21 protein-coding genes are annotated in these 20,761 nt (G+C 70.7%); 8 read left to right on the forward strand and 13 right to left on the reverse strand.

The genetic code is table 11. The annotated features are described in order from the left end of the window. Nucleotides 1-26: 26 nt before the first annotated feature. The 5 genes from ACFWU9_RS26120 to ACFWU9_RS26140 all read left to right on the forward strand — a co-directional run bounded on the left by ACFWU9_RS26120 (nucleotide 27) and on the right by ACFWU9_RS26140 (nucleotide 5,063). A complete protein-coding gene (locus ACFWU9_RS26120) occupies nucleotides 27-1,229 on the forward strand; it encodes a glycerophosphodiester phosphodiesterase (RefSeq protein WP_384322474.1) in 1,203 nt (400 codons plus the stop codon). Between the two features lie 194 nt (nucleotides 1,230-1,423). Further along, nucleotides 1,424-1,753 (forward strand): hypothetical protein, encoded by a 330-nt coding sequence (locus tag ACFWU9_RS26125; RefSeq protein ID WP_384322476.1) that lies wholly within the window; start codon nucleotides 1,424-1,426, stop codon nucleotides 1,751-1,753. A 286-nt stretch (nucleotides 1,754-2,039) separates the two neighbouring features. Next, nucleotides 2,040-3,212 (forward strand): Rieske 2Fe-2S domain-containing protein, encoded by a 1,173-nt coding sequence (locus ACFWU9_RS26130; RefSeq protein WP_384322478.1) that lies wholly within the window; start codon nucleotides 2,040-2,042, stop codon nucleotides 3,210-3,212. A 71-nt stretch (nucleotides 3,213-3,283) separates the two neighbouring features. After that, entirely contained in the window at nucleotides 3,284-4,801 is a 1,518-nt protein-coding gene (gene hpnR / locus ACFWU9_RS26135) for a hopanoid C-3 methylase HpnR (RefSeq protein WP_384322480.1), read from the forward strand. A gap of 49 nt (nucleotides 4,802-4,850) precedes the next feature. Beyond that, the gene (locus ACFWU9_RS26140) at nucleotides 4,851-5,063 is read left to right on the forward strand and encodes a hypothetical protein (RefSeq protein ID WP_384322589.1); all 213 of its coding nucleotides are present in this window, start codon (nucleotides 4,851-4,853) and stop codon (nucleotides 5,061-5,063) included. Here ACFWU9_RS26140 and ACFWU9_RS26145 read toward each other — a convergent pair. The 13 genes from ACFWU9_RS26145 to ACFWU9_RS26205 form a co-directional block, all read right to left on the reverse strand. Then, complete coding sequence (locus tag ACFWU9_RS26145) at nucleotides 4,979-5,413, reverse strand: nuclear transport factor 2 family protein (RefSeq protein WP_384322482.1); 435 nt, start codon at nucleotides 5,411-5,413, stop codon at nucleotides 4,979-4,981. The genes ACFWU9_RS26140 and ACFWU9_RS26145 overlap by 85 nt on opposite strands. A gap of 107 nt (nucleotides 5,414-5,520) precedes the next feature. After that, the gene (locus tag ACFWU9_RS26150) at nucleotides 5,521-6,732 is read right to left on the reverse strand and encodes an erythromycin esterase family protein (protein WP_384322484.1); all 1,212 of its coding nucleotides are present in this window, start codon (nucleotides 6,730-6,732) and stop codon (nucleotides 5,521-5,523) included. 96 nt (nucleotides 6,733-6,828) lie between these two features. Further along, nucleotides 6,829-7,839, reverse strand: a complete 1,011-nt coding sequence (locus tag ACFWU9_RS26155) for a PDR/VanB family oxidoreductase (protein WP_384322487.1) — start codon at nucleotides 7,837-7,839, stop codon at nucleotides 6,829-6,831. A gap of 121 nt (nucleotides 7,840-7,960) precedes the next feature. Then, the gene (locus ACFWU9_RS26160) at nucleotides 7,961-9,160 is read right to left on the reverse strand and encodes an ABC transporter ATP-binding protein (RefSeq protein WP_384322489.1); all 1,200 of its coding nucleotides are present in this window, start codon (nucleotides 9,158-9,160) and stop codon (nucleotides 7,961-7,963) included. 76 nt (nucleotides 9,161-9,236) lie between these two features. Next, nucleotides 9,237-10,982, reverse strand: a complete 1,746-nt coding sequence (locus tag ACFWU9_RS26165; protein WP_384322491.1) for an ABC transporter permease — start codon at nucleotides 10,980-10,982, stop codon at nucleotides 9,237-9,239. Then, nucleotides 10,979-12,085: an ABC transporter substrate-binding protein gene (locus ACFWU9_RS26170; protein ID WP_384322493.1), complete on the reverse strand. Its 1,107-nt coding sequence runs from the start codon at nucleotides 12,083-12,085 to the stop codon at nucleotides 10,979-10,981. The genes ACFWU9_RS26165 and ACFWU9_RS26170 overlap by 4 nt, the downstream gene beginning before the upstream one ends. A 68-nt stretch (nucleotides 12,086-12,153) precedes the next feature. Further along, complete coding sequence (locus ACFWU9_RS26175; protein WP_384322495.1) at nucleotides 12,154-13,281, reverse strand: hypothetical protein; 1,128 nt, start codon at nucleotides 13,279-13,281, stop codon at nucleotides 12,154-12,156. A 49-nt stretch (nucleotides 13,282-13,330) separates the two neighbouring features. Beyond that, nucleotides 13,331-14,023: a 4-carboxy-4-hydroxy-2-oxoadipate aldolase/oxaloacetate decarboxylase gene (locus tag ACFWU9_RS26180; RefSeq protein ID WP_384322497.1), complete on the reverse strand. Its 693-nt coding sequence runs from the start codon at nucleotides 14,021-14,023 to the stop codon at nucleotides 13,331-13,333. Further along, nucleotides 14,020-14,754, reverse strand: coding sequence for a PIG-L deacetylase family protein (locus ACFWU9_RS26185; protein WP_384322499.1), 735 nt, complete (start codon nucleotides 14,752-14,754; stop codon nucleotides 14,020-14,022). The genes ACFWU9_RS26180 and ACFWU9_RS26185 overlap by 4 nt, the downstream gene beginning before the upstream one ends. Before the next feature lie 78 nt (nucleotides 14,755-14,832). Beyond that, nucleotides 14,833-15,864: a hypothetical protein gene (locus ACFWU9_RS26190; RefSeq protein WP_384322502.1), complete on the reverse strand. Its 1,032-nt coding sequence runs from the start codon at nucleotides 15,862-15,864 to the stop codon at nucleotides 14,833-14,835. Nucleotides 15,865-15,866: 2 nt separating this feature from the next. Beyond that, entirely contained in the window at nucleotides 15,867-16,055 is a 189-nt protein-coding gene (locus tag ACFWU9_RS26195) for a hypothetical protein (RefSeq protein WP_384322504.1), read from the reverse strand. An 82-nt stretch (nucleotides 16,056-16,137) separates the two neighbouring features. Next, the gene (locus tag ACFWU9_RS26200) at nucleotides 16,138-17,412 is read right to left on the reverse strand and encodes a Rieske 2Fe-2S domain-containing protein (protein ID WP_384322506.1); all 1,275 of its coding nucleotides are present in this window, start codon (nucleotides 17,410-17,412) and stop codon (nucleotides 16,138-16,140) included. Between the two features lie 48 nt (nucleotides 17,413-17,460). Next, nucleotides 17,461-18,588: a zinc-binding dehydrogenase gene (locus tag ACFWU9_RS26205; protein ID WP_384322508.1), complete on the reverse strand. Its 1,128-nt coding sequence runs from the start codon at nucleotides 18,586-18,588 to the stop codon at nucleotides 17,461-17,463. Between the two features lie 241 nt (nucleotides 18,589-18,829). Here ACFWU9_RS26205 and ACFWU9_RS26210 point away from each other — a divergent pair, with 241 nt between their 5' ends. Genes ACFWU9_RS26210 through ACFWU9_RS26220 form a run of 3 tightly spaced genes read left to right on the forward strand, consistent with a single transcriptional unit; the run spans nucleotide 18,830 to nucleotide 20,724 of the window. Continuing rightward, entirely contained in the window at nucleotides 18,830-19,555 is a 726-nt protein-coding gene (locus tag ACFWU9_RS26210; RefSeq protein WP_384322510.1) for an alpha/beta fold hydrolase, read from the forward strand. Between the two features lie 49 nt (nucleotides 19,556-19,604). Beyond that, nucleotides 19,605-20,012 carry a muconolactone Delta-isomerase gene (locus ACFWU9_RS26215; protein WP_384322512.1) on the forward strand — a complete coding sequence of 136 codons (408 nt, stop codon included), beginning with the start codon at nucleotides 19,605-19,607 and terminating at the stop codon, nucleotides 20,010-20,012. Then, entirely contained in the window at nucleotides 19,996-20,724 is a 729-nt protein-coding gene (locus ACFWU9_RS26220) for a GntR family transcriptional regulator (protein WP_384322514.1), read from the forward strand. The genes ACFWU9_RS26215 and ACFWU9_RS26220 overlap by 17 nt, the downstream gene beginning before the upstream one ends. Nucleotides 20,725-20,761 lie beyond the last annotated feature (37 nt).

Here is a 20,761-nt window from a genome sequence, read left to right on the forward strand (position 1 = left end):
CAGCAAGATCGTCGAGAGGACCGGGCATGTCGTACCGAACCACCCGTCGCGCCGCGCGGACGCTCGTCACCACCGCCGTGGTGACGGCGGGACTGATCGCGGGCAACACGGCGGCGGCACACGCCGATGACGACCCCCGTGTCGAGGAGGTCCGCCAGGCGATAGCCGCGCTCAAGCCGCTGGTGCGACAGCCGCCCTGCGACCAGGTGCCGGAGCCGGAACGGTGGCTGGACGCCGGGACACCCGACAAGGGCTCGTCCAACGTGATCGTCTCGGCCCACCGCGGGGCCAACACGCTGGCGCCCGAGAACACCCTGAAGTCCTACGAGTACGCCTTCGCCTACGGCGTGGACCTCGTGGAGGTCGACGTCCAGCAGACGAAGGACGGCCGTTTCGTCGCGCTGCACGACTCCACCGTCGACCGGACGACCGACGGCACCGGCCCCGTCACGGATCTGACCTACGACCAGGTCCGCGCGCTCAACGCCGCGGACTACGAGCCCTGGAAGGGCGGCGAGTACGACCCGGCGCGGATCGCCTCGCTCGAAGAGATCCTCGCCCTGGCGAAGCGGGTCGGCGCCGGCGTCGAACTCGACGTCAAGGGTTCGGTGACCGAGGAGGGCAGGCTCGCCGAACTCGTCGGCAGATACGGCCTCATCGAGAAGTCGATCTGGAACTCGGCCGACCCGCGCGTCTTCCGGGCCGAGCCCGGCGCCCGGACCATCTACAACCGGGACTCCTGGGAGCCGAACCACCTGCTGTACGAGATCGGTCAGGTCGCCACGGTGTACGGGTCGCGCCTCGACGAGTACACCCCCGAGTCCATCGTGGCGGCGCACGACTCGTGCGGCGTCGTCATGCCGCACGCCTACGACGCGGGGGAGGACCAGGAGGTCGCCCAGTTCGAGCTCGCCCGCTCCATGGGCGCCGACGGGGTGCAGACCAACCAGCCCGAACTCATTGTCGCGGCGGCCGGCGAGGCGGTCGACTCCCGGCTCCAGGTCCGCCGGGGCAAGGGCCACTCCCGCGAGGTCTGCCTGGTGAACGCCGACAACGGGCTCGGATTCCCGGGCAAGACCGTGCGTCTCACCAAGGGCTGGAAGAAGCGGCTCGACCTGGTCACGCGCGACGGCGGGTGCGCGACCGTGCCGGCCGTCAGCTGGAACGGTTCACGGGTGACGTTCGCCGGCGACGGCGCCGTGCACGCCTCCCGGACCAAGCTCCACTGAGCCCCCCGGCGACGGGGGAGACCGTACGTTGACGGAAGGCCGGGCCGCCTCTTCTCGGCACCCGGGTCTTCCGGCGGCGTGCCGGTTCTCCGACGACGCGCGCGCCGCGCGAGGTGGTGACCCGGTCGGCGGAACCACTCACCGTGCCGGGAGCGTCTGTCGCTGGCATGCGCGGATACACAGCGGGACGGGACATGAGCAGCACTTCACGTACCACCGGCGGGGCCGGATGCCTCCTCGCCGCCCTCGGCGCGGCGACCGCGCCGCTCGTATGGGCACCACGGGCCGAACTCAGCGTCGCCGGCGGATTCGAGGGCAGTGCCCGCGATCTGAGCGTGCTCTACGTCGACCTCCCGCTCATCGCGGTCGGCGGCGCCCTGATACCCCTTCTGGCCTGGGCCCTGACCAGGCGTTGGACGGGCCGGCCAGGGGTCGCCGTACTGGTCGCCGTGGCCGCGCTCGGGCTCGGGATCTGGGGACTCCTGGAGTGGTGGACACCCCACCGGAGCGGATCCGGCATCTGACCCTCGCCCGACGCCCGACGCCCGACGCCCGACGCCCGACGCCCGACGCCCGACGCCCGACGCCCGACGCCCGACGCCCGACGCCCGACGCCCGGCGGCCGGAGGCCACGACGCCCCGACCGGACCGGTGCGGGGCGGCTCACCCGACCGGACGCGCTGGGCAGGGCCCCGGCGGCCCCGGGCGGCAAGGATGGGGCGTGCCGGGCCCCTCCGCCCCAGGGCGGGCAGGTGGAGCCCGGCGTACGCGTGACCGTCCGTGCCGGTGGCCCCCGTGCGAGGGAGAGGTATGACCGAGACCGAATCCGAGAGGGCCGGGAACGGTCGTCCCTCGGTGCACCGCGGCCCGACCCCCGTACCCGACCTTCGCCTCGTCGGGGCCAACCCGGATTTCTGGTACCCGCTCGCGCTGTCCAGGAAGGTCCGCAGGAGAAAGGTCCTGGCGACGGCGTTCGCCGGTGAACGCGTCGCGCTCTACCGGGGGGACAGCGGTACCGTCTACGCGATCGAGGACCGGTGCGCCCACCGGCAGGTGCCGCTCAGCATGGGCGTCGTGGAGGGCGAGAAACTCCGCTGCTGCTACCACGCCTGGGCCTACCGGGGCGACGGCCGCATCTCGCAGATCCCGTATCTGTCCAAGGGCGACGGACGGCCGCCGCGCGGTGTGCGCGGATATCCCGTGCGCGAGGCGTACGGCCTGGTGTACGTCTTCCCGGGCGACCCGGCGAAGGCGGTGACCACGCCGCTGCCCGACCTGCCGGCCTTCGGCTCGCCGAAGTACAAGACCATGACCTTCTCCCGGACCGTGCGCTGCCACTACTCCTTCATGCACGAGAACCTGCTCGACATGAACCACCAGTTCCTCCACCGGGGAGTGGTCGGCAGACTCCAGCCCGAGCTGCTCGGATACGAGACCGACGCACGGTCGGTGAAGGCCCGGTATCTCTTCACCCACACCGGCGGCAAACGCAACCGCGGTGCCGGTCTGCTGGCGAACGAGGGGATCGGCGGTGGCGGCTCCAGCGACGTCATGACCATCCGCACCGGATACCCGTACCAGACCCTCGACCTGGTCCCGGAGGGCGCCGATCGTCCGGCCTTCCGTCTCTGGGTCGCCTATGTGCCCGAGGACGCCGAGCAGCGCAGGTGTCACGCCTACGGCCTGCTCATGATCGAGAAGCCCGGGATTCCCGGCGCCCTCAACCTGGCCTGGCCGCTCATCAGGCGCTTCACCGAGCGGGTGTTCGCCGAGGACCGCATGGCCGTCGAAGCCGAGCAGCGGGCCTGGGACGAGCAGGGCCGGGACCTCAACCACGAGATCTTCCCCTTGATCCTCGACCTCCGCGAGGTACTGCGCTCCAACGGCGTCCCCATCGACCCCCGGGCTGCCGTGTGCGGCGATGCCCCGGCATGCGACAGCCGGGCCGCGACGCTCGGCGACCACCCTGCGGCGCGCCGCTGAGACCTGACGGTCAAACAGGGATCAAATGCAGGGATGTGGTCATTTCGTAGCCAGGGGCTGGAGAACGTCAGATGCGCGTGATGCTCGTCCACCCGAGTGCGCTGATGTACTCGGAGATCTTTCTGCGGCTGGAACCGCTGGGCCTCGAACGGGTGGCGGCCTCGGTCCGCAACGCGGGCCACGAGGTGCGGGTCGTGGACCTCCAGGTGCTCTCCCGCTCCCTCCTGGACCGAGAGATGGCCGAGTTCGCGCCGGAAGCGCTGGGCATCTCGCTCAACTACCTCGCGAATGTGCCCGAGGCGATCGAGATCGCGCACCAGGCCAAGGCGATGTTCCCCACATGCTTCGTCTTCTTCGGGGGACACAGCATCTCGTTCATCGCCGAGCACGTGCTGGCGCAGGCCGACGGAGCGGTCGACGCGATCGTACGGGGCGAGGGCGAGCCCGCCACCCCGCTGCTGCTGGAGGCGGCACGCGACGGCGGGCTCAAGTCCGTCCCCGGTGTCATCTGCGCGGAGGGCCGGGGGCCGGCCCCCAAGCTGCTGGACACCCTGGACGAGCCCCTGCCCGCCCGTGACCTCATGCGTAAACGCAACCGGTACTTCATCGGTGAACTCGACCCGTGCGCCTCGATCGAGTTCACCCGGGGATGCCCCTGGGACTGCTCGTTCTGCTCGGCCTGGACGTTCTACGGCCGCAGTTACCGCAAGGCGTCGCCGGAGGCCGCCGGGGCGGAGATGGCGTCGATCCGGGAACCGAACGTCTTCATCGTCGACGACGTGGCGTTCATCCGGCCCGAACACGGCCACGGCATCGCGGCCGAACTGGAGCGGCGCAAGATCCGTAAGCGCTACTACCTGGAGACCCGCAGCGACGTGCTGCTGCGGAACAAGGAGGTCTTCGAGCGGTGGGCGCGGCTCGGGCTGCGGTACATGTTCCTGGGCATGGAGGCGATCGACGCCGAGGGGCTGGACCTCTACCGCAAGCGCGTCACCCCCGACGACAACTTCCGGGCGCTCGAGATGGCGCGCGGCATGGGCATCGTGGTGGCCATCAACCTCATCGTCGACCCGGCGTGGGACGAGGAACGGTTCCGCGTCGTCCGCGATTTCGCGCTCGCCGTGCCGGAGATCGTGCACCTCACCGTGATGACGCCGTACCCGGGCACCGAGATCTGGCACACGGAGGCCCGCCAGCTCACCACGCGCGACTACCGGCTCTTCGACATCCAGCACGCCGTCGTCCCCACCACCCTCCCGCTCGACGTGTTCTACCGCGAGCTCGTACGTACGCAGGCGGTCATCAACCGCAAGCACCTCGGGCTGCGCACCGCCTTCGGCGCGCTCGGCGTGCTCGGTCGCAACCTCATGCACGGCCAGACCAACTTCGCCCGGATGCTCTGGAAGTTCGGCAGTGTCTACAACGTCCAGCGCCAGCTCGCCGACCACCAGCGGCATGTCCGGTACGAACTGCCGCTGCCGCCCGTCCGGGAGGCCCCGGTGGGCCGCGAGGAGCTCTACATCCACACGAAGGCGGCCACGCACTCCCGCCGTCAGGCGGACCCGGAGCCTGAGCCGGAGCCCGGCTGACACCGTCGCCCTGGCTGCCGCCGCGGGCGCGACCTGCACGATCGGCCTGCTGAGCGGCGTCCTGCTCGGTCCCGTGCGGCCGTCGGTGGTGCGGGCGAAGGAGGCCGCCGGTATCGACGCGGTCTCCGGCGGGCGGCCGCGACGTGGTGCGCGTGCCGTGCCCCAACGTCCCCCGCGTCAGCGGAGGTTGTCTCCCCAGCCGCCCTGGATCATCGTCTGGAAAGCCCACTCGCCGCCCCGCTTGATCAGGATGTCGGCGTAGCGCAGCTGCCGGGTCTCGCCCCCCGCGGTCATCGTCGAGTCGGTGAAGACGACGACCATCGCGGACGTGAGGAAGACCGGTGTACGGACGGACTCGAAGGCGATGTCGCCGTCCTGGGCCTCGCCCATCACCTGGGTCATCGTGCCGATGAACTGCTCCCTGTCCCACTGGGCCGACGCGCCTTCCCCGGCCGCGTCGTCGCTGACGAGGTTGAGCGGGAAGACCGCGAGATCCGCCATCCGCTCGATCTCGCGACGGGCGCTGCGGGCGTCGTACGTGGCGAACCACGCCTCCACGGAGGCCAGTTCATCGGCCGTGGGGCTGTATCCGGTGTCGGGCAGAAGGGGCATACTGTCTCCCGTGGTTCATTGGTCAAGCTTGACTAGATCCTCGCTCGACAGGGTATGTCCCTTCTCTCGACTAGTCAAACTTGACTAGCTGGGCGGGCGGTGCCGCGTCATCTCCGTACGACGTCCTTGAGGAACACCATCGCGTCGTATCCGGCCAGTTGGGCCGGGTCGAGCGAGGCGTAGCCGTAGTAGGGAGACACGCGCGCGGCGGGCGGTGCGTCGGCCAGGGTGGTGGCCAGTAGGCGGGCGTCGACGACATGGCGGTCCCCCGGCAGCGCGTACAGGAGCCCCTCGACGGTGTCCGGCGGTGGAGTGTCCACCCCCTGGTGGCGGATCGTGCCCAGAGCCGTGGCCACGAAGGCGTACTCCGTGCCCAGCCGGGCGCTCACCAGCGCGCCCGCACTCCACCACTCGACCGTCGCGCCCCCCATCCGCATCGAGCTCCTGTCCCGCTGGAGATGGCTGTTGTGCGCGTGCGCCAGCGCCGGGCCCCGTTCGGCGAGGGCGAGGAGGTTGGCGGCCATCATCCGGTCCCGCAGACCGACCAGCCGCGTCATACGGCTCGATGAGGTGTCGGCCATCCAGAAGTGGTACCGCAGCAGACCCGTCGCCGTACGCCCGTACAGGCGGGCCCGGTCCCACCGGTCCCGCGAGGTCGCCGCGATCAGCTGCGGCGCCCGCTCGTCGAGCAGCGCCACCAGATCGTCGGCGAGCAGCCGCAACTCCCTGGCCTCGGGCGACCGCCCCACGGACCGGGCGGGGTCCCTCATCGCGGCGGGCTCGGTCCAGCCGTCGTCCGCGCCGAGCAGACGGTCGAGCGCCGCTTCCGTGCAGGGCAGCAGGCCCGCGTCCAACTGGGAGGCGAGACAGCGGTGGAGCGCGGTGAGGGACCGCCGGGGGCTCTCGGCGTGGGTGATCTCCAGCGGGGCGTCGAAGCCGGCGAAGCGGACCCTGTCCGGGGCGGGCCGGCCCTCGTTGAACTCGCGCATCCAGCGCACCAGTTCACGGTTGGCCGCGGACCTGGAGAGTCCGAGGTCGGGGTGGCTGAACCCGTTCGCCATGACGTCGTCGAGGGCGCCCGTGCCCTCGGTGACGTAGTCGTCCACGACGAGGCCTCTCAGACAGTCGCTCTCGATCGCGACCGTCCGGTAGCCCTCCTGCTCGACGAGCCGCCGGAAGAGGTCGTTGCGCAGGTCGAGCAGGTCCTCCTCCCGGTGGGTGGGCTCGCCCAGAGCGAGCAGCCGGGGCCGGGCCGGGAGCAGTCGCATGACGGCCGCGGCTTCGACGGCATGAACGGTGGTCTCGATGTCGGTAGCCATGCCATGAACGCTATCGGTGAACCTCCGAGTGAGACTTTCACCCGGGACCACCCGGGCCGGAGTCCCGTAACCCTCAAACGGGCCGCCCACCCCCTCTCAGACGTCCACCACCAGGACCGGCGTACGGGAGCGGCTGCAGCACAGGGTGATGTCGCGGTTCGTCCGTTGCCGGGCGGGGGACTGGAACACGTCCCGGTGGTCGGGCGTGCCCTCGATCACCCGGGTCAGACATGTACCGCACACCCCTGTTTCGCACGTCGTGCGCACCGCGACCCCGTGCTCGCGCAGCGTGTCGGCGATCGTGCGGCCCGACTCGACGCGCGCCTGCACCCCGCTGCGGGCGGCGACCACCGTGAAGGGGGTGCCCGAGTGGTCCACCTCGTTGGTGAAGTTCTCCTCGTGGACGGCCTCCTCCGGAAGGCCGGCGCGCCGGGCCGCCTCCTCCACGTGGTCCATGAAGCCCCGTGGCCCGCAGACGTAGACATGGGCCCCGGCCCCGGCCGCGCGCACGATCGCCTCGGCGTCGAAGGCGGCCGACGTCTCGGGGTCGTCGTCCGCGTACCAGGACACCCGGTCCGCGCCCGCGAGCGCGGCCAACTCGTCGGCGAACGCGAACCGGCCGCGGTCCCTCGCCCGGTGGTGGACCTCGAACGCCGCCCCGTCCGCCGCCAGTTGCCTGGCCATCGCCAGCAGAGGCGTGATGCCGATCCCGCCCGCGAACAGCACGGAACGCGGCGCCGAGCTGTCGACCGCGAAGTTGTTCTTCGGCCGGCTCATCAGCAGGAACTGCCCCGGCCGCACCCGGCTGTGGACCCGGAGCGAGCCGCCCTTGGAGTCCACCGTGCGCAGGATTCCCAGACGGTACGTGGACAGGTCGGCCGGGTCGCCGCACAGCGAGTACTGGCGTACGAGACCGGGCCCGAGGTGCAGATCGACATGGCTGCCCGCCGTGAAGGGAGGCAGAGGCGCGCCGTCGATCCGGGCCAGTTCCAGCGCCACGACATCGTCGGCGACCGGCGTCCGCCGCCGTACGACGACCTCCAGGAGCCCGTCCGCCTCCGTCGCCCCGGCATCACCGCCGTCGGTGACGTCATTCGCGTCCGTCACGCCCGTCACCTCGGCCCCGGCCGTCCCTTCGTCCGCCGCTTCCCCCGCCATCCCGTCCTTCGTTCCGGGGCTCCGCCCCTGTCCCGTTCCCATCCCGTACTCCTGCCTCCCTCGGACCCGCTCAGGCCGTCGCCGCGAGCGCGGGCTCGTCCTCCGCCGCCGCGGTGGCCGCCCTCTCGTCGTCGGGGACGAGCCGCACCCGGGCCGAGGGCACCGTCAGCCGGACGGCCGTCCCGTCGGGCAGCGCCCGGTGGCGCTCCGAGTGGCACTCGAAGGTCAGCTCGCCGACCTTCACGTGATGACGCACCCGCTCCCCCTCGAACGCGGTCGCCGTGACGACGCCCTCGAAGGAGTTGCCCGTGCTGGTGCCCGGCTCCTCCGACGCCGGGGAGATCGTGAAGTCCTCCGGGCGCATCAGCACCCGCACCCGCCCACCGGCGGCCAGGGCACAGTTGTCGACCGTGATCCTGCCCGCGTCGGACGCGATCCGCCCGAAGCCGCCGGCCACATGCTCGACCACACCGGACACAAGGTTGGGCGCGCCCACGAACCGGGCGACGAAGAGCGAGCTCGGCTGGTCGTAGATGTCCTCCGGGTGCCCGCTCTGCTCGATGTTGCCGGCCGACATCACCGTCACCACGTCGGACAGGGCCAGAGCCTCGCTCTGGTCGTGCGTCACATAGACCATGGTCACGCCGGTCTCGCGTTGCAGCCGCTTGAGTTCGAACCGCATGGACTCGCGCAGTCGCGCGTCCAGATTCGACAGCGGCTCGTCCAGCAGCACCAGCGCGGGCCGGGTCACCAGGGCGCGGGCCACCGCGAGACGCTGCTGCTGTCCGCCGGAGAGGTTGGTCGCCTGCCGGCCCGCGTAGTCCGCGAGTCCGACGGCCGCGAGCGCCTCCTCCACGCGGACGCGCTGCTCGGAGCGCGACAGCTTGTCTCCGGCGGCACGGCGCACGGTCAGCGGGAAGGCGACGTTCTTGTACACGTCCATGTGCGGCCAGATCGCGTACGACTGGAACACCATGCCCAGACCCCGGCGGTCCGGGGAGACGTTGATCCCCTTCTCGGACGAGTACATCGTGGTGCCGGAGAGCGTGATGGTGCCCCGGTCGGGGCGCTCCAGGCCGGCGATCGACCTCAGCAGCGTCGTCTTGCCGCAGCCCGACGGGCCGAGCAGGGTGTGGAACTGCCCCTGGGTGACGTCCAGGTCGATGCCGTTGAGCGCGAGGGTCCGCGGTCCGACCGTGACTCCACGGCCACGCAGTCTGCGGCTGCCCTCGGTGCCGAAATTCTTGGTGAGTCCCGCAATCGTCAGCACGACTGCCTCCTGAGTTGGTGTCGCTGATGGTGGGATCGCTCTGCGCGGGGTCGCTGTCGGGGTGTCACGCCTGAACTCACTGCACGCGCACCCCCTTCCGGCCCCCGATGAGGAACGCCAGCCCGACGAAGACGCACAGCACGAGTACGAGCAGCACCCCGATCGCGGCGACCGCCGACAGACCGCCGTTCTGGTACTCCTCCCACACCAGCACCGACACGGTCTCCCGGCCGGGGCTGTAGAGCAGGATCGTGCTCTGCAACTCCCGGAAGCCCACGATCAGTACGTAGATGAAGCCGGAGATCATGCCGGGCGCCGCGAGGGGCAGCAGGATGCGCCGTACGGTCGTCAGCCACCCGGCGCCGGAGACGTACGCCGACTCCTCCAGCTCGGGCGAGATCGAGCGCATCGACGCCGACGCGTAGCGCATGCCGTACGGCAGGAACCGCGTCATATAGGCGATCAGGATGATCCACAGGGTGGCGTAGATGGGCAGCCGCACATGGAGATAGACGAAGCCGATGGCCAGACCGAGGACCAGGCCCGGAACGATGATCGGAGCGAAGGCGACGGCGTCGAGCACTCCGCGGCCCCTGATCCGGGTGCGTACGACGAACCAGGACGTGATCGTCGCCAGGATCATCACGCCCGTCGCGGCGCCGACCGTCACCAGCACGGTGTTCTTGAACGCGATCAGGACCGACGGGTCGCCCAGGATCTCCGTGTAGTTGTCGAAGCTCATCGAGGCGAAGGCGTCGGCGCCCGGCGTCTGGTAGTACGGCAGCAGGGACGCGTAGAGCAGCACACCGAGCGGCAGCACCACCACGACGGCGAAGTACAGGACCAGGAACGCCCCGACGTACGGGCGGGCACGGCCCAGATCGGCCCGGCGCGGCTGGAACGCCTTGCCGGAGACGGTCGCCGACTGTTTGAGGCTGCCACCGGTACGGCCCGCCAGGAAGACCCCGACGCTGGCCACCACGAGCAGCAGCACCCCGAGAGCGCCGACCGCCTGGAAGTCGATGGGGTAGGTCTGGAACAGCTCGTAGATCTGGCTGGTGACGACCTGGATGTTGGCCGGGAGCCCCAGCAGCGCCGGGATCTCGAACACCTCCAGGCTCTGTACGAACAGGATCAGCCCGGCCCCGGCCAGCGCCGGTTTGGCCAGCGGGAGCGTGACCCGGCCGAGCACTTCCCAGCGCGTGGCACCGGAGGTCCGCGCGGCCTCCTCCAGCGACGGGTCCATGGCGCGGAACGCCGAGGCCATGAAGAGGAAGGCGATGGGGGCGACGTGCAGCCCCTGGACCCAGATCATCCCTTCCATGCTGAAGACGTTGAACGGCCGTACACCGAGCAGTCCGTCGGTGATCTCGTTGAAGAGCCCGATGTCCTGGCTGGAGAGAAACACCCACGACGGCGCGTAGAGGATGCTCGGCACGATGAGCGGAATGATCGACGAGACGTACACGAGCCGGCGCAGCGGCGCGTTGGTGCGCGTCGACAGATAGGCCAGGACCGTACCGAGGGCCATGCCCAGCAGGGTGGAGCCGATCGCGAAGACGACCGTGTTCCACAGGGTCGACCCGACACCGCTCTCGCCCAGGGCGCGGCTGAAGCCGCCGAAGGACAGCGAGCCGTCCTTGACGAAGGCGTCCCGGAGCAGGATGGCGAGGGGCGCCGCGACGAGATAGACGACGACCGCGGCGGTGAGCAGGAGGGCGAGCGTACGCGGCCGGGGGACGCGCGGCCTGGGGAACCGGCGCCGGGGCGGCCCGGGCGGCGCGCTCGCGAGGCGGTCCGGCGGTGTTTCGGTGAGAGTCATGACACTCCGTCCGGGATCACGGGGTCCTTGCCGGCGAGCAGGTTCCCGTAGGCCGCCGACCAGTCGGCGCCCTTGGTGAGGAGGGTCCGCCAGTCCTCGACCAGGACTTGGTCATCGTCGGGAAGCAGCGGACGGTAGCCGGGGACGGCCGAGGGGTTGGTGGGGATGCCGCTCACGTTGTGCAGCATCGGCTGCGCCTCGGTGAGGTAGAAGTCCGACCAGAGGAGGGCCGCGGCGGGGTGTGCGGCCCCCCGCATCGGTACGGCGCCGAGCACCTGAAGATTGACCGGGCCCACGACGGGCTTGTAGTCGACCGCCCCCGGGTCCCGGGCGGTGACGTAGTGCAGGAAGTCGGTGACGAACACCGAGTACTCACCGGACTTGAGCAGGTCGTGGGAGGTCAGATGGCCGCTCACCTGGCGGGAGTTGGCCGCGATCTTCTTCATCATCGTGATGAAGTCCGCCTTGCTCATGCCGTGCGAGCGGTAGTAGCGGTACACGCTCAGGTACCAGTTCTCGTCCTCCTTCTCCAGCGCGAGCTTCCCCTTCCACCGGGGTTCGGTGAAGTCGGCCAGCTCGCGCGGGGCGTCGGCCGGCTTCACCAGCCTCGTGTTGTGCACCGGCAGGGTGGCGATGAAGTAGGCGCCGACCATGAAGGGCAGCCGGGCCCGCTCGTCGACGGGGATGTCGGTGACGTACTTCCCCAGCAGCTCGCGCTGGTTGAGGATCGCCATCTCGATGTCGCTGGTCTCCACGACGTCGTTGAGGGGACGGCCCGCGTCGGACTCCTGGAGGATGCGCTGGCGCAGCGCCTCCGTCGTCGCGCGGTACACCGAGACGCTGATGCCGTACTTCTTCTCGAAGGCCGGCGCCACCTGCGCCGCGACGTTCTCGCTCGTCGTGTAGACGACGAGGCTGCCCTCCTTCTTCGCCTCCTCCACGAGCGCGTCGTGCCGGCTGTCGCCGGTCATGGCGTTGTACTTCGTGTACGCGGCGGTGTTGTCGATCGGGGAGAGCGAGGACGGGGTGCCGCAGGAACTCAGCAGCACGGCGGCCGTCGCCGCACCCACAGCGCCGAGGACACGGCTTCGCAGACGGCCCATGGAGTGCTCCGTTTCTTGTCGGTACGGGGTGCCTGGTGCCCGGTCGGCCGTGCCGGCCGGGCCGCTGCTCAACTGGTGCGACTGAGCTCGTTCTTGACGACCTGCCAGGCGGAGAGCGCGAGCAGGGGGTGCGCGCCGAGCCCGACGAGATCGTCGAAGCCGTCGCCGCGCAGCGCGGCCCGCTCCTTCTCGCCGAGGCCGCCGGCGTCGATGGTGGCGTCGCGGTCGGCGACGAACGCGTCGCGGAACTCGCCGTCGGTGATGACCCGGCGCAGGAACTTGTTGAGCGGCAGGCTCCTGGGCTCCGGGAAGCGGTAGTAGACGTAGTCGTCCTGGGCGAAGGTGTGTCCGCCGTGGCGCGGGACGGCCCCGTCGCCGACCGGTCCGCCCCGCTCGGGGGCGAGGGGCGGGGCGAACTGGATCACGCCGTGGCCGTGGTGGGACAGCTCCTGGTACGAGAGCAGCGTCCCGGGCACGTCGCCGATGATCCCCAGCATCACGAACCAGGTGAGCAGTTCGCTCTCGCCGACCTCGTCCAGATTGACCGGAGTCAGGTCGAGCAGCTCCTCGTACCGTCCGGCCGCCGCCTCCTGGATGACCCACCGGTCGAACTCGTAGTTCGGCGCGGTGTAGCGGGCGGTGCCCGGGAAGTGCGACATGCCGCCGCTCGCGATGACCGCGATCCTCTCGGGCCTGGACTCCAGGGACTTGGCGATCGCCCGGCCCAGCGCGTAGCAGCGGCGGGGGCTGGGGAGCGGCGGGAGATAGCTGTTGACGAGCAGTGGGATGACCGGGGTGTCCCGGTCGCCGAGGATGTACTCGAACGGGGTGAGGAAGGCGTGGCCCAGCTCCGCGTCCTGGGAGTAGGTCAGATCGAAGTCCTGGGCGATCACCCCCTTGAGCAGGTCGACGGCCAGGTCCGTGTGGACCTTCTTACGGCGGCTGAAGTGCGTGTACGTCGCCTCGCACTCCTCGGAGATGACGAGGGTGAAGGTCGGTACCGCTTCGAGCCAGAACGTCTCCAGATGGTCGATCCCGATCACGAGGACGGCGTCCGGCCGCGTCTCGTCCAGGACTTGGCCGAACTCCTTGAGCGCGTCCGTACTGCTGTCGAGCTTGTCGAGCTCCTCGTACGGGGGCCGGCTCAGCAACTGCGGGGCGTGCACCGCGGCTGCCGCCGCGACGATCTCTGCCATGGTGTCTCTCCTAGGGGTGTCTGTCAGCGCGGGGGAGTGATCGGGGGGATCACGGGGTCTCGTCCTCGTCGACGTAGGTGACCCCCAGCGCGGTGAGCCGCTCCCGCAGGCCGTAGAGGTCCAGGCCCAACGTGCCGGCGGCGAGCGTCGCCCGCTTCTCCGCCTCCAGGGCCTCGCGCCGGTAGGCGGCGTCCACGACGGCCGCCAGTTCCCCGGCGGGGACGATCACCACACCGTCGTCGTCGGCGACGACGACGTCCGAGGGGCGTACGTGCGCTCCGGCCGCGACGACGGGGACGTTCACCGAGCCGGGGGTGGCCTTGACCGTGCCCTGGGCGGAGACCGCCCGGGACCAGACGGGGAAGTCCATGTCGTTGAGTTCGGCCACGTCCCTGACGCCCGCCTCGATGACGAGACCGGCGACGCCCCGGCTGCGCAGCGAGGTGGCGAGCAGCTCACCGAACATGCCGTCGGTGGACTCGGACGTGGTGGTGACGACGAGTACGTCGCCGGGGCCGCACTGTTCGACGGCCGCGTGCATCATCAGGTTGTCGCCGGGGTGGCTGAGGACGGTCACCGCCGGCCCGCAGAGCCGGGCGCCCGGCCGGATACCGCGCATGTACGGCTTCATGAGACCGCGCCGGCCCATCGCCTCGTGGACGGTGGCGACCCCGAACGCGGCGAGGCGCTCGACGAGTTCGGCGGGCGGGCGGCGTCTGACCCGTACGACGACGTGGTTCATATCAGCTCCTGGGCGGTGACGGGGAAGATCCGCTGGTAGGCCTCGGCCTGCTGCGCGGAGGGGTCGCCGCCGTTGCGGACGTACTGCACGCCCCTGCGCCGCCCCAGATCGCCGTAGTAGTCGACGAGGTGGTTCTGGGCGCCCATGGCGCGCATCGCGGCGAGCTTGACGTCGGCGACGGGGGAGATGTCGAGGAGCAACTGCGGTACGAATCCGCACTGTTCGCTCTGGTGCGGCTCGAAGAGCAGGACCTGCGGCGCGCCGAGGGGCGGGTGCGGTGACGGGAGGCCGGCAGCCTGCGCGATCATCCGGCAGCGCAGCACCAGTTCATGGGTGAGCTGGTGGTCGAGGTTGTACGGGTCGCGTGCCGCGTGGGTGAGGATCACGTCCGGCCGCAGGGCGCGCATGTCCTCGACGAGCCGGGACCGGAGGCGCTCGGTGGCGACGAGGGGGTAGTCGCCGGAGTCGTAGAAGTCGATGGAGGCGCCGAGGATCTCCGCCGCGTGGGACGCCTCCTCGCGGCGGGTGCGCTTGACGCGCTCGATGTCCATGCCGGGCTGCTTCCACAGTCCCTGGGACTCGCCGCGCTCACCGTAGCTGAGGCAGCGGATATGGACGGTGCCCCCGTTCTTGGCGTGGAGGGCGGCGGCTCCGCCGGCCCGCCAGACGAAGTCGGCGGCGTGCGCGCTGACGATCAGCACGGTCCTCTGGTCGTTCTTGCCGTCGTTCACGGGTGTTCCTTTCGATGCCGGAAGAGGCGGGGCGCCCGGTGGGGCGCCGGGCCGGGGGCTCGGCCCACCGGCGCCCTGTCACAGGTCATGGGTCTGCGCGGCGAAGAGTTCGGCGGGGTCCACGAGCCTGCGGGTGATGCCCTGTTCGTGCGCGTAGCGGCAGAGGGCCGCGAGCATCGGCGCCTCCGAGACCAGCCCGCCGGGCCACGGGTCGACCGCGCCGATGGCGGGGAGTACGTCCCCGACCGCCGGCAGGACCGGCGCCCAGGGCTCGACGGCGGCCAGCGCGCGCTCGGTGACGAGCCGCTTGGCGCGTTCGAACGCGGCGTAGATGTTGAGGACCAGCCACGGGTGGCGCGCGGCGAGCGCGGACTTGATCACCACGCAGTGGGTCGCGTGCCGGAAACCGGTGGCGCTCGTGTAACGGGCGCGTTCCGCGGCGGGCGGGTCGAAGAGCCTGCGCACCCGGCCGCCGAGCCGCTCCCGGCCGGGGGAGCGGTCGATGAGATTGCTGTCGGAGAGATAGAGGAGCGAGGCGTCGAGCTCCCCGGCGGCCAGCAGGGAGCCGATGCTCTCCGAGGCGGGGACCGGCTCCACGCGTACGCCGTCGGGCGGCCGGAAACCGGTGCCGCCCGCATGGCTCCGGGCGGCGCCGCGCTCCATGAACCAGGTGATACCGCGCGGGTCAACGCCGTGCTCGTCGGCCAGCACGCCGCGGCTCCACACCGCGGACGTCTGCTGGTACTCCGGTACCCCGACGCGCCTGCCCATGAGATCGGCCGGGGTGTCCACGCCGGCGCCCGTGCGGACGATGATGTCCGTGTGGCAGACGTGCCGGGTGGTGAAGACCGGCAGCCCCACCCAGTCACCCGTGCCCCGGTCCACGTCCTGGAGCAGAGCGGACAGCGACATCTCGGAGATGTCGAAGTCCCCGAAGCGCAGCTGGCGCCAGAACATCTCGGAGGGGTGCAGAGCCGTGGCCGCCCACCGCACACCCTCGGCCGTGATCTCGCCGTCGAGCAGGGGCCCGGTCAGCGGACCGGGGTTGAGCGCGAGAGACACCTCGACGTCGCCGCCGGTCGCCGGTCGCGGCGCGGGGGTGGCCGCCACGGCTAGCTCCTCTCCCGGTCGAAGAGGACGAGGAAGTAGCCCGTCGTGGAGGAGTTGTAGATGATCGGCCGCGTGTCGCGGTAGATCCAGCCCTCCGCGGCGGCGTCGTTGAGCGCCTTCTCCATGTCGGCGCCGACGGTCTCCGGGGTCCTGCCGGTCGCACGGATGTCGACGACCTTGTATTCGAGCATGGTGTCCTGTCCTGCTTTCCTTGCCGGTTTCGCTTGCCGGTTTCCTTTGCCGGAACCGCGCCCGGGCGGGGCCGCGGCGCGCTCAGAAACGCGCCTCCCGTACGTCCTTCGACATCTCCCGCCAGTCCTCTTCGGCGTCCATGAGGATGTCGCCGGCCCGTACCGCCCGGTGCGACGCGGGATCGGAGCCGCGCGCGGGAAGGCCCGCGGCCACCTCGTCCGTCGCTTCGAGCAGCAGCCTGCGCGCGGTGGAGATCGCCAGGTCGGTCGAGCCGAGGGCCTCCCTGCTGCGGTCGACGATGCGGCCCATCCCGGTCTGGATGGCGTAGTCCTGGGTGTTCACGCCCTCGACGCCGGTGAAGGTGCGGGTCCGCTGCACCTCACGGTCGATGAGGTAGTCGTTGCCGGGGTTGCGCACCAGCCAGTGGGTGCCGTCGGCGAAGTGGCGGGGCCCGCGGCCCATCTCGTCCTCGTGCTCCTCGAACCAGCCGGGCTCCATCGGCTGCCCGGGGTCGGCGGAGTGCGCGAAGTTGTACACGGCCGTGTTCTCGTCGTCGATCGGCACCCACACATGGCCGTGGAGCACCGGGTACGGGGCCGGGTCGCCCTGCCAGGTGATGAGCCCGCCGCGGATCTGCATGAACGGCATCGCGAACTGGTAGGTCCGCAGATAGATCCGGCCACCGCCGATCCTGCGCAGGCTGGCGTAGGTGAACCCGTGGTCGGCGACGTCCACTTCGAGCCTCGGGTGGGTGTCGAGCGCGCGCAGGTGAGAGGTGTTGCTCAGATCGTTGTTGTGCGCGAACGACGAGTGGGCGGTGTCGATGCCGCCCTCGATGGCCTGGAGGTAGTTGCACGGCTCGTTGGCCTGGGAGACCCCGAGATGGGTGGCGGGCGCGCGCAGCCACTCGTAGTCGGGCGGCTCCGGCATCCGGTCGATGGGTCCCATGTACGTCCAGACGATCCCGCCCGCCTCGTGCGTCGGGTACGACAGGGTCCCGACGCGGAAACGGAACTGGGACTCCGGCGGCTCGGAAGGCGCGTCGACGCAGTTGCCGTGCACGTCGAACTTCCAGCCGTGGTACACGCAGCGCAGTCCGCACTCCTCGTTCCTGCCGAAGAACAGCGGCGCGCGCCGGTGCGGGCAGTGCGCGTCGAGCAGCCCGACGTCTCCCGCCGAGTCGCGGAACGCCACCAGGTCCTCGCCGAGCAGCCGTACCCGCACCGGCGGGCTGTCCGGCTCGGCGATGTCGGCGGCGAGCACGGCGGGTATCCAGTAGCTGCGGAAGACCTCCCCCATGGGGGTTCCCGCGGAGACCCGGGTGAGGCGTTCGTTCATCTCTGTCGTGATACGCATATCGCTCCTTCCTGGCCCCTGATCGGCACGATCAGCAGGTCAGAACGCTCAGAACTCGTCGCCGCGGTCGCCCCAGGGAAGGACCGTGGCGTGGATGACGGGCTTGGCGAGCTCCCCGGCCGTGCCGAGAACGGCGTCGTGGACGCCGTCGAGCCCGACGGTCATGGAGGACATGGCGCCGATGGCGTACCGCTCGGTGGCCATCAGCTCCAGGGCGCTCTCGACTGCCTCGTAGCTGTGTCCGCGCACTCCGCGGACGGTGAGGTACTTGCGTGAGATCTGGCCGAACCGCACACCGTCGAGCGGTTCGCGCGAGCTGACGGCCGTGACGACGGTGCCGCGCTTACGGGCCAGCGCGACGGCCTGGTTGACGGTCGCCGCGGAGCCGGCCGCCGTGTCCACGACCACGTCGGCGAGTTCGCCGCCCGTGATGCGGGAGACCTCCTCGATCACGTCGACGTCATCGGCGCAGACGGTGTGGGTGGCCCCGAGTCGGCGTGCCACCTCCAGCCGGTGGGCGTCCCTGCCCAGTCCCACGGCCACGACGGCCGCCGCGCCGGCCACATGGGAGGCGAGGACGCAGCCGAGGCCCTGCTGGCCCGGCCCGATGACCACGACGGTCTTCCCGGGCCCGGCGCCGCCCTCGCGGTAGGCCCACTCGTAACCGTTGGCGATCGGCAGCGCCATGGCGGCCAGTTCGCTCGGCACCCCGTCCGGCACCCGGTGCAGGACGGAGCGCTCGTGCAGGCTCAGATACTGGCTGAAGCCGCCCCACAGCCCCGATCCGGTCGCGAGCGGCGTCGTCCCGTAACGGAGCGCCGTGGGGTCGTGCGAGGGATCGGAGCCGAGACAGAGCCGGAACTCGGACGTCCGGCAGAACCGGCAGTGCCCGCAGGGCAGATACTCCTCCACGGCCACCCGGTCGCCCTCGGCGACACCCCAACGCCGGGCGGCCCCCGTGCCGACGGCCACGATCGTGCCGACGTTCTCGTGTCCCATGACCCGCTCGGGCAGCCCGTCGGTGTCGTAGGCGACGACGTCCGAACCACAGACCCCGGCCGCCTCCACCCTCAACAGCGCGTCGTCCTCGCCGACCCGGGGCACGGGCAGCGTACGCAGCTCGGTCGTGCGCCGGCCGGTGGTGACGGCGGCGAGGGTACTGACGGGAAGCTTCATCGGGCCTTGACTCCGGGGGATTCGAGTGTCGTAGGTCACCTGACTCGCGGCACATTAATCGTTAACAATTTTGTCGTCAAGGAGAAATTCACCGGACTTACGCATGCCTTGAACCCCTCTCTTACCTGATGGTTTGCCCTATTTCATGCGGTGTTGGAGCACTGGACAACGTCCCCATGATTGGCAACAATCCTTCTCGAAGAGTCGTTGACCATCCAGGTCGGCTCTGTCGCTCGAAGGGATGTGGGCTGTGATCTACGTGCTGGTGTCCGGTGCCTGGCACGGCGGTTGGTGCTGGGGACGCGTCGCCCCACTGCTGCGCGCCGCCGGCCACGAGGTGCACACGCCCACGCTCACCGGCGTCAGCGACCGGGCCCATCTGCTCGGCCCGCACACCGGACTGGGCACCCATGTGGAGGATGTCGTCCGGCTCCTGGACACCTACGACCTCACCGAAGTGCGTCTGGTGGGGCACAGCTACGGGGGGCAGGTCGTCGCGTCGGTCGCCGAGCTGCGTCCGGAGCGGCTCGCGGCCCGGATCCATCTGGACGGCTTCGTCCCCGAGGACGGTGAGGCCGCCATCGACCTGCTGCCGCCCCAAGTGGCCGCCCACTACCGGGAGTCGGTCCGCGACGCCGGGTTCGGCTGGCTGATCCCGCCGCGCTCGCTGACCACCCTCGGCGTCACCGACGAGGCGGACGTGGCCTGGCTGACGCCCCGTCTGACACCGCACCCCTGGGCGACGTACCTGGAACCGGTGCGGGTGGGCGCGAAGGCGGCGTCGGTGCCCGGACGGTACATCGACTGCACCGACTGGCTCGGGGTGTTCGCCCCGTTCGCGGACCGGGCCCGCGCCCTGGGCTGGGACGTCCGGCAACTGGCCACCGGACACGAGGCGATGGTGACGGCGCCGGAACAACTCGCCGCGCTGCTCATGTACGAGGGGGAAGAGGGGGACGGTTCCTGACCCGCGGCGCCCGCGGCCCCGCACGCAACTCCGAGGCAAGGAAACCGACATGGAATGGCTGGTACACACCGAGAACCGGGTCCCGGCGGAGATGACCACCGCCGAACGGGAGCGGCTACGAGCGGCGGAACGCGCCAGAGCCATGGAGCTCCGGGCCGAGGGTGTGCTCAAAAAGCTCTGGCGGACCCCGGGCCGGCCCGGCACCGTGGGCCTGTACGAATGCCGGGACGCGACGCATCTGCATGACACCCTGTCCTCGTTGCCGATGTTCCCCTGGCTGGAGGTGACGGTGGAGCCGCTCGCCACCCATCCCCAGGAGAGAGTCGCCGGCGACGGTCGTACGGCCGCGGGGCAGGCCCGTGGCACCGACGGCGCCCCGCACGGTCACGTGACGGGCGTCCCCTCGCCGGGCAGAGACGGCGGAAGAAGCGAAGGGCACGATGAGCAGCCGGTTTGAACAGGCCCAGTCCGAGTCCCGGTCCCAGACCCCCGTCGACCTCGTCGACCGGGTACGTCTGGCCATCGCGCACGGCGAACTGCTGCCGGGCCAGCACCTGGTGGAGAACGACCTCGCCACCATGTTCGACGTCTCACGCGGCGCCGTGCGCTCGGCCCTGATGGTCCTCGACTCGGACGGCCTCATCACGCGCTCGCCCAACCGGGGTGCGCGGGTCCGTCCCATCTCCATCTCCGAGGCGGTGGAGATCACCGAACTCCGCGCGGTCATCGAGGGGTTGTGCGCGGCGAAGGCCGCCCAGCGCGCCACCGCCGCTGAACGCGCCGAACTGCGGGGCCTGGACGCCCGGATGCGGGCGGCCGTCGAGGCGGGGGACACCACGGCGTACAGCAATTTCAGCGAGACGGTGCATCAGGCGATCAGAGAGATCGCCGCCCAGGCGACGGCCGTCGACGTACTGGACCGGCTCCGCTACCGCAGCGTCCGCTACCAGTTCAGCGTCGCGCGGCTGCCGGGCCGCCCCCGGCAGGGCGCCGAGGAGCACAGCGCCATCGTGAACGCGGTCGTCGCCGGCAAGGCGGACAAGGCCGAGTACGAGATGCGCTCGCACCTCGAAAGCGTGATCGGCGCGCTCTACGACCTCCAGGCCCACGGCGGCCTGTACGGCGTCCCGGGGGCACCGGAGCGGGCGGCGCCGCTCGGCCTCTCCTGACGCACCGCACCGCACCGCAACAAGTACGGGCCCGGGT

This window comes from Streptomyces sp. NPDC058653, assembly GCF_042716895.1.
In the GTDB taxonomy this organism is placed as follows: domain Bacteria; phylum Actinomycetota; class Actinomycetes; order Streptomycetales; family Streptomycetaceae; genus Streptomyces.

Coding starts and splice junctions, on each gene's coding strand:
- ACFWU9_RS26175 (WP_384322495.1), bottom strand. CDS start 13,281: ATGGCAGAGATCGTCGCGGCGGCAGCCGCGGTGCACGCCCCGCAGTTG.
- ACFWU9_RS26130 (WP_384322478.1), top strand. CDS start 2,040: ATGACCGAGACCGAATCCGAGAGGGCCGGGAACGGTCGTCCCTCGGTG.
- ACFWU9_RS26150 (WP_384322484.1), bottom strand. CDS start 6,732: ATGGCTACCGACATCGAGACCACCGTTCATGCCGTCGAAGCCGCGGCC.
- ACFWU9_RS26120 (WP_384322474.1), top strand. CDS start 27: ATGTCGTACCGAACCACCCGTCGCGCCGCGCGGACGCTCGTCACCACC.
- ACFWU9_RS26210 (WP_384322510.1), top strand. CDS start 18,830: ATGTGGGCTGTGATCTACGTGCTGGTGTCCGGTGCCTGGCACGGCGGT.
- ACFWU9_RS26170 (WP_384322493.1), bottom strand. CDS start 12,085: ATGGGCCGTCTGCGAAGCCGTGTCCTCGGCGCTGTGGGTGCGGCGACG.
- ACFWU9_RS26165 (WP_384322491.1), bottom strand. CDS start 10,982: ATGACTCTCACCGAAACACCGCCGGACCGCCTCGCGAGCGCGCCGCCC.
- ACFWU9_RS26220 (WP_384322514.1), top strand. CDS start 19,996: ATGAGCAGCCGGTTTGAACAGGCCCAGTCCGAGTCCCGGTCCCAGACC.
- ACFWU9_RS26180 (WP_384322497.1), bottom strand. CDS start 14,023: ATGAACCACGTCGTCGTACGGGTCAGACGCCGCCCGCCCGCCGAACTC.
- ACFWU9_RS26205 (WP_384322508.1), bottom strand. CDS start 18,588: ATGAAGCTTCCCGTCAGTACCCTCGCCGCCGTCACCACCGGCCGGCGC.
- ACFWU9_RS26200 (WP_384322506.1), bottom strand. CDS start 17,412: ATGCGTATCACGACAGAGATGAACGAACGCCTCACCCGGGTCTCCGCG.
- ACFWU9_RS26125 (WP_384322476.1), top strand. CDS start 1,424: ATGAGCAGCACTTCACGTACCACCGGCGGGGCCGGATGCCTCCTCGCC.
- ACFWU9_RS26215 (WP_384322512.1), top strand. CDS start 19,605: ATGGAATGGCTGGTACACACCGAGAACCGGGTCCCGGCGGAGATGACC.
- ACFWU9_RS26195 (WP_384322504.1), bottom strand. CDS start 16,055: ATGCTCGAATACAAGGTCGTCGACATCCGTGCGACCGGCAGGACCCCG.
- hpnR (WP_384322480.1), top strand. CDS start 3,284: ATGCGCGTGATGCTCGTCCACCCGAGTGCGCTGATGTACTCGGAGATC.
- ACFWU9_RS26145 (WP_384322482.1), bottom strand. CDS start 5,413: ATGCCCCTTCTGCCCGACACCGGATACAGCCCCACGGCCGATGAACTG.